This is a genomic window from Mesorhizobium sp. BH1-1-5 (genome assembly GCF_020165615.1).
GTDB lineage: Bacteria > Pseudomonadota > Alphaproteobacteria > Rhizobiales > Rhizobiaceae > Mesorhizobium.
On record NZ_JAIUIM010000022.1, the window covers coordinates 117,705 to 125,145 of the forward strand.

Here is a 7,441-nt window from a genome sequence, read left to right on the forward strand (position 1 = left end):
TTTATCCTTTAGTGAGAATTGATTTCGTCGACTGAATAGTCTTCGCGCAAAGCCACGGCGGCGGTCAGTCGCTCGATTGCATGAGCGAGTGTTCCGTCGATCTGCCCGACCTCATCCTCAAAATCGTCAGGACCTAGCGACAGGTTTGCAAGCAGCCTGAGAGCTTTCGGTCTAAACCAGAACATCGAGCCTGCAGGAAAAACAGTGTCGTAACGACCGACTTGAGCCTGCATTCCGAGCCTGGGCAACAGCCGGTCCAACCAATTGCGATTGAGAATGTTCCTATCTAACTCACTCAAATCGAGAAGCGTTCCGGCCGGTGCCAACAGCCCTAATTTTCGATCCTTTTCGAACCGCCGGATAATTTGCTTTACGTGTTCTCGCGACCCCAAAAGGTTACTTAGCGCGCTGCTCCTAAGGGCATCACCATCATGCCGATGTGGCGACTTTTTACTATGCACCTTGCAGGCCAGTTCGTAGCTTTCGCTTAGAAGAAGCGGCAAAAGCTGGAGAAACGACTGCATATCGCGGCCGCGGTTGCGGAAATACGAAAGACGCGCGTTAGGGAAAGCGCCGAGAACGCGCTCGGCAGCAGTGCCCGGAGCGTCGCGTCTCAGCGTGACGAAAAGGTCGGCGCCACCAGCATTCGAGAGGTTTTCGCGCATGTCCTCGAATAGATCGTCATAGTGCAAGTGCAAAACGATCGCCGACTTCGATCGCTTCCGAAATGCCTTCTGAGACTGTTCAACCAGTTGAACTAGACGGGGGTCCGGTGCGATGAAGTCTCGCATCACGTTGGCTGTAGCATGCAGATAGCCGTACCCGAATTTTCGATCGGGCTCCAAATGCGCACCTTCCGCCCACTCATTCCACGCATTGACGAACACTACCGGCGGCGGCGTGAGATCGTTCGCCAAATTGGCTATGGTGATGTCGCATGCGCTCCTGAGCCACTTGGCATATGAAGCCGGATTAGCACCATAGAAACTGTGCCCACTGCCCGGCTTGCGCGCCTCGTTGTCCCAACTGGGGCTCACGGTCTTGATAAGCTGGTACGGTGGACGCTTCTTTTGGCCATAGGAAGCCGCAAGCTCTTCGTAGTCGTAGATCTGACCGCGGAAATCTGGGTTCACGATTTTCAACTGGCCGTTAAGACCGGACGCCATTCCCATGTGCGGGGGAAATTCAATGGCCGCATCAAAACCGAGCGGGCGAGGGTCCAATATTCCAAAAGTTTGCGCGGCGACGAGATAGAGATCGCCGACACCTGCGGCTTTGGCACGCTCGCGCCAACGGGCCGCCGTTGCGGCCGAATCTGGTAGCAAGCTGGCGCGATAAACGATGAGAACTGCGCGACCCTCGTGCCGCAAGTACCTGCGATCCCGCAATGCGGGCAGGATGTCGTCTAGAAAAGCGACGTCATCGCTTGGTGAGTGCTGCTGCGCCATCAGCACATCTTGCTCTTGACCGTCCCATCGCCTCGTCCAGTTTTCGTTGGCCCAGCACAGGCAGAACTCGACGTCGATATCCGTGTTCTCGAGGAATTGCCGGACCGGCTTCTCAAGCAGCCTTTTGCCGCCGAACCAATAGTGATGGAAACAGAACCCTGCTACGCCGTAGGACTTGGCCAAGGCTGCCTGCTGCCGCATAATATCGACGACTCGCAGGTCATAGAATCCCAATTCCCCGGGCATATGTGGTTGATAGTGACCAATATATTGAGGAACTGCCTTGGCAACATTGGTCCATTCCGTGAACCCCTTGCCCCACCATTCGTCATTCTCGGCTATGGGGTGGAATTGGGGCAGGTAGAACGCCATTACCTTCAATGGCGAACGCACGAAGTCGATGACCTCTTCCGAGCGCGGTACATAATCCAGGTCCGTGCCCGCGGGACGCTTCGCGATTGTAAGAACTTGACGGACGTATTCAGCCTCAACGTTAGAGCTGCTGCTGAGAGCTAACGGAGCAGCAGCAATAGTTGCGCTGCTGCTCACCAGGCTACTGGTTGCCTCTTGACGAGACAAACTCCCCGCCTTTCGCACCACGTCATATCGCAGAAGGCGCATTTTGACAGCATGCTTGATGTAGATTGGAACCGGCAGACGACGCGCAGCTCCTCTCCCAAACCCAAGCAGAGCACGAGCGGAACCAGCCGGATCGATCAGTAAATACTTCGCAGCACGAATCGGGCCGGTAATACGCCAACTTGTACTATTGCGCATTTCTCTAATCGCACTTGTGTAGCTCGCGACTTCGGCTTGGCTGCGGGCAAGTGCGATTTCCAGTTGTTGGCGTTCAGTTTGAGCAATGGAAAGCGTTCCGTTGACGACCGTTGCCGCTTCCAACGTGCGTCGCATACTGGCTAGGTCGTCGCGCATTTCAGCGAGTTGCCCGACTTTAGCTAGAGCGGCCACTGCTCGCTCCTGCTCCAGCATCTCAACTAAGTGCCTTTCCTTCTTACGATGCTCATTCGCCAGGCCGCGCGCTTTTTTCAGCTGGTCTTGCAGCCTATTTTCGCGCGTCTGAAACTCAACCCCTTGCTGCTTCAGTTGGTCCCGCAAACTGTCTTCGCGCGCCTGAAACTCGATGCCCTGCTGTTCCAGTTGTTTCTGCAAGCTATCTTCGCGCGACTGGAACTCAATTCCCTGCTGTTCCAGTACCTGCTTGCTAGCTTCAACCTCGGTGGCGCTTTCAGCAGTGACGCGCTGTATGCGGCTATCAGCGTCCGCTAGGGCGGCGTTGAGCGCATGGAGGTCCGGGTAGACTGCGTCACCGAACGTCGTGGAAACCGAATCGAATGCGCGTCTCACACGATCTAATGTCTTGGACGCCTGCTGATCGTATGGGTTGCGCTCCAGAGATTGAAGGGCGGCGTAACTGTCTTTCACCCAGCCTGCAACCGTCGTGCTCGCGTCAAGTTCACCCTGACTTGCGCGATGGTGCTGGTTCGCGGATGAGATAAAGGCGTCGACGTCCGATTGCGCGTCATCGAGGGGTCTTGGCCAGTCCAGCGAAAGCGTGTCTGCAATCTTCTGCAGGCAGGGCCGCCAGCTCTCGACAATTGCTTCATATGAAACGAATGCCCTATGTTTGCCGCGACTGGCTTGCTCGGCATCCAACACGTGACGTAGCCACACCAGTGTCCCAAATCCTTGGCTTGAGCCACCACGCTTTTCAAGCGATGCAGCAACCGCCAACGGATTGCGGGATACGAGCACATAGCGGACATCGATTCGCAGCGACCGCAGGATGTCGGCATACATTTCAGCGAAGCGTGCAATACGCGGCTCTTTGATAACGAATAGAGGTGCGGCACCGTATTCTTCGCCAATGACGCGAGCGATTTCGCTTCGATAGAATTCTCTGCGCTTCTCCGATAGTTTTGTCACATCGTAAGGCCGCCAGTCGTCCCAACTGCTGTCAGCCTCCCTGAGCATTTTCTCATTGAGAGTGTTGAGGCTCGTGGGCTCCCAATAGCCGTTGATATTGTTATCGTCCGCGGCGATGACTCTATCGGGCAACTCTGCTCCCAAGAGGTTGAATACTCTCGTCAGCGCACTCGTCCCCGAGCGGTGCATGCCGAGCACCATGATGCAGGTGCGCTTAGCCGGCTTGGCCTTCGCTGACTTGGCCTTCGCGCCTTTCTTCGGCGCCGCTTGATCGGCCGGCTGCGCGCTCGCATCGCGCAGTTGCTCCGGTGATGGATTCTCGTTCATGCACTCAATGCCTGTTTCGTCTCGCTGCCCCCCAGCCGCCGAACCACGGTTTCCGTCGCCTCTCGCCACTGCGTCGCCTGCCATCCGAATACGTCCGCAAACTTCGCGCTCGACAGCCGCGAATTTTGCGGCCGCCTGGCCTTGGTCGGATAGTCCACTGTCGCGATATCGCGCACGGTCGCATGCGGGCCACCAAACGCCCGGCTTGTATCCAGGATATAACGGGCAAAGCCGCTCCAGTTGGTCTCACCGCCACCGGCCAGGTGATAGACGCCGAAGGCGGCGAAACTCCTGTCGTTTCGTAGCTTCGCCGCCGCGTGCAGGATCGCGTCGGCGAGGTCGAGCGCGGATGTCGGATTTCCCCATTGATCGGCAACGACCGCAATCTCGTCACGGTCCGTGCTGAGCCGCAACATCGTCTTGACGAAGTTCTTGCCGAAGGGGCTGTAGACCCAGGCGGTGCGCAGGATGAGATGGCGCGGGTTGGCGGCCGCCACCGCTTCCTCGCCGGCGAGCTTGGAGGCGCCGTAGACGCCGAGCGGCGCGGTCGGGTCGGTCTCGACATAGGCGCCGTCCTTGGTGCCGTCGAAGACATAGTCGGTCGACAGATGGATGACGGGAACGCCGAGCCGGGCCGCCGCTTCGGCCACCTTGCCGGCGCCGGTGGCGTTCACGGCGAAGGCCAGGTCCCTCTCGTCCTCGGCCTGGTCGACGGCGGTGTAGGCGGCGGCGGAAACGACGATGTCCGGCCTTGCCGCTTCCAGCGCCGCGAACACCGTGTCGGGCCGCGCAAGGTCGAGCGCCGGACGGCCGACGGCGACGACCTCGACGTCGTCGCGGCCCCGCGCCGCCTCGACCAGGCTTGCGGCTATCTGGCCCTCGCGTCCGGTGACGGCAAGCCTCACGTGGCTACCTTCCTGCTCTCGGCCGCGCTCCCGGCGGGGCTGATTTCGACCTTTGCGGTTTCGATCTTTGCGTTTTCGATCTTTGCGTTTTCGACGGGGGCGTTTTCGATCGGGCGCTTCTCCGCCACGGTCCGGCCCAGCCGCTCGCCATCGTAGCGCTGCTCGCGGATCGGCCCCCACCACCATTTGTTGTCGAGATACCAGTCGACGGTCCTGGCCAGGCCGCTGTCGAAATTCTCCCGCGGCGCCCAGCCCAGGTCGCGCGCGATCTTGGCGGCATCGATCGCATAGCGCCGGTCATGGCCGGGGCGGTCGGTGACGAAGGTGATGAGATCGCGGTGGCGCTTGCCGCCGGCGCGCGGCCGCCTCAGGTCGAGAAGATCGCAGATCGTCTCGACGACGCCGAGATTGGTGCGCTCGGAATTGCCGCCGACATTGTAGCTCTCGCCCGGCTGCCCCTTGGTGGCCACCAGCTCGAGGGCCCGCGCGTGATCCTCGACGAACAGCCAGTCGCGCACATTGGCGCCGGCGCCGTAGACGGGCAGCGGCTTCTCGTCGAGCGCGTTGAGGATGACCAGCGGGATCAGCTTTTCCGGGAAATGGTAGGGACCGTAATTGTTCGAGCAGTTGGACAGCACCACCGGCAGGCCATAGGTCTCGTGCCAGGCCCGCACCAGATGGTCGGACGCCGCCTTCGAGGCCGAATAGGGCGAGGACGGCGCGTAAGGCGTTTCCTCCACGAACATGCCGCCGTCGAAAGGCAGGTCGCCGAACACCTCGTCGGTCGAGACATGATGGAAGCGGAAGCCGGACTTGCGCTCCTCCGACAGTCCCCGCCAGTATTCCAGCGCGGCATTCAGGATGCGGTAGGTGCCGACGATGTTGGTCTCGATGAAGGCGCCCGGCCCGTCGATCGAGCGGTCGACATGGCTCTCGGCGGCGAGGTTCATGACGATGTCGATGTTGTCGCGGCGCAATATCTCCAGCACCGCGCGCTCGTCGCAGATGTCGGCCTGCTCGAAACGATAATTATGCGCGTTCTCGATCGGTCTCAGCGATGCGAGGTTGCCGGCATAGGTGAGCTTGTCGAGATTGGTGACGCGGTAGGCCGGGTTGGCGCACAGATGCCGGCACACAGCCGAGCCGATGAAGCCGGCGCCACCGGTGACCAGAAAATTCATGCCGCCGTCCCCCCTCACGCGAAGACCTCCGCCAGGCCGAGCAAGGGCGCGTTGCGATCCTTGTCCGAAAGCTGGAAGCCGCCGGCAATTGCCGGCCAGTCGATGCCGATCGCGGGGTCGTCGAAACGGATCGACCGGTCATGCTCGGGCGAGTAGGTGTCGGTCACCTTGTAGAGCACCTCGGTATCCGGCACGAGCGTGACGAAACCATGCGCGAAGCCTTTGGGCACCAGGACCTGGTTGCCCTTTTCGGCGGAAATTTCCAGCGCCACCCATTTGCCGAAAGTCGGCGAGGCGCGGCGGATGTCGACCGCGACATCGAGCACGCTGCCCCTGATGACGCGCAGCAGCTTGTCCTGGGCGCGCGGCGGCAACTGGTAATGCAGGCCGCGCAGCACGCCGGCGGCGGCGGAGTAGGAATGGTTGTCCTGAACGAAGACGAGATCGATGCCGGCTTCGGCGAAGCGTCCGGCATTCCAGGTCTCGCTGAAAAAGCCGCGTGCATCGCCATGGCGCTTCGGCACGATCTCCAGCAGGCCGTCGAGGCCGAGCGGCCTGACCTCAAGCACCGCGTTCCTCCATCAGATCGGCCACCCGCCGGCGCAGATAGGCGGCATATTCGTTCTTGCCCAGATGCGCGGCGCGCTCCAGAACCTTGTCGGCGCCGAGCCAGCCCTGCTCCAGCGCAATCTCCTCGGGGCACGCTATCTTGATGCCTTGGCGATGCTCGATCGTGCGCACGAAGGACGACGCCTCGAGCAGGCTGTCATGCGTGCCGGTATCCAGCCAGGCATAGCCGCGGCCGAGGCGATGGACATGCAATTCGCCGCGTTCGAGATAGACATTGTTGACTGCGGTGATCTCGAGTTCGCCGCGCGCCGAAGGGCGGATCGTCGAGGCAATGTCGACCACGTTGTTGTCGTAGAAATAAAGACCGGTCACGGCCCAGTTCGACTTCGGCTTTTGCGGCTTCTCCTCGATCGTCAAAGCCTTGCCGGTGGCCTTGTCGAAGGAAACCACGCCGTAACGCTCCGGATCGTCGACATAGTAGGCAAAGACCGAGGCGCCGCTTTCGCGGCCGGCCGCGCTGCGGCACAGATGCGACAGGCCATCGCCGAAATAGATGTTGTCGCCGAGAATCATCGACACGTTGTCCTTGCCGATGAAGTCGCGGCCGATGATGAAGGCTTCCGCGAGGCCGTTGGGCTGCGGCTGCTCGGCGTAGGAAAGCTCCACGCCAAATTCGGAACCGTCGCCTAGCAAAGCCTGAAAGACCGGCAAGTCGCGCGGAGTTGAAATGACCAGAATCTGGCGAATTCCCGCGAGCATCAGCACGCTCAGCGGATAATAGATCATCGGCTTGTCGTAGATCGGCAGTATTTGCTTAGAAACTGCTAACGTAAGCGGATAAAGGCGTGTCCCGCTACCACCCGCAAGGATAATTCCTTTCAACAAGCTCTCCTTGAACTACCGCGGCCCCCGCCTCGACGCCAAGTTGCCCGTGCTTAGGTTTCAGGCGCAGGCTTGTCAATGTTGGCTTTGACTGCTTCCCGACGCTACTTCAGCCCTTTCTACCATCCGGCATGCAATGGTTTCGAGCGAAATCCGACTGGGCCACGAAAAAGGGGCCGCCGGG

General features: G+C 60.2%; 5 protein-coding genes. All 5 read right to left on the minus strand.

Features of this window, described 5'->3' with window-relative positions:
* Positions 1 to 8: 8 nt before the first annotated feature.
* From LB572_RS25750 to rfbA, 5 genes are read right to left on the minus strand one after another with little or no spacing between them, the layout of a single operon-like run.
* Entirely contained in the window at positions 9 to 3,719 is a 3,711-nt protein-coding gene (locus tag LB572_RS25750; protein WP_224669716.1) for a glycoside hydrolase family 99-like domain-containing protein, read from the minus strand.
* Complete coding sequence (rfbD, locus tag LB572_RS25755; protein ID WP_224669717.1) at positions 3,716 to 4,624, minus strand: dTDP-4-dehydrorhamnose reductase; 909 nt, start codon at positions 4,622 to 4,624, stop codon at positions 3,716 to 3,718. The genes LB572_RS25750 and rfbD overlap by 4 nt, the downstream gene beginning before the upstream one ends.
* A complete protein-coding gene (gene rfbB, locus LB572_RS25760; RefSeq protein ID WP_224669718.1) occupies positions 4,621 to 5,805 on the minus strand; it encodes a dTDP-glucose 4,6-dehydratase in 1,185 nt (394 codons plus the stop codon). The genes rfbD and rfbB overlap by 4 nt, the downstream gene beginning before the upstream one ends.
* 14 nt (positions 5,806 to 5,819) lie before the next feature.
* Entirely contained in the window at positions 5,820 to 6,374 is a 555-nt protein-coding gene (rfbC, locus tag LB572_RS25765) for a dTDP-4-dehydrorhamnose 3,5-epimerase (protein WP_224669719.1), read from the minus strand.
* Complete coding sequence (rfbA, locus tag LB572_RS25770) at positions 6,367 to 7,257, minus strand: glucose-1-phosphate thymidylyltransferase RfbA (RefSeq protein ID WP_224669720.1); 891 nt, start codon at positions 7,255 to 7,257, stop codon at positions 6,367 to 6,369. Before rfbA ends, rfbC begins: the two co-directional genes overlap by 8 nt.
* Positions 7,258 to 7,441: the final 184 nt, after the last annotated feature.

Bases quoted from the DNA above. Each gene is read 5' to 3' on its own strand.
- LB572_RS25750 (WP_224669716.1), bottom strand. From the start codon at position 3,719: ATGAACGAGAATCCATCACCGGAGCAACTGCGCGATGCGAGCGCGCAG.
- rfbB (WP_224669718.1), bottom strand. From the start codon at position 5,805: ATGAATTTTCTGGTCACCGGTGGCGCCGGCTTCATCGGCTCGGCTGTG.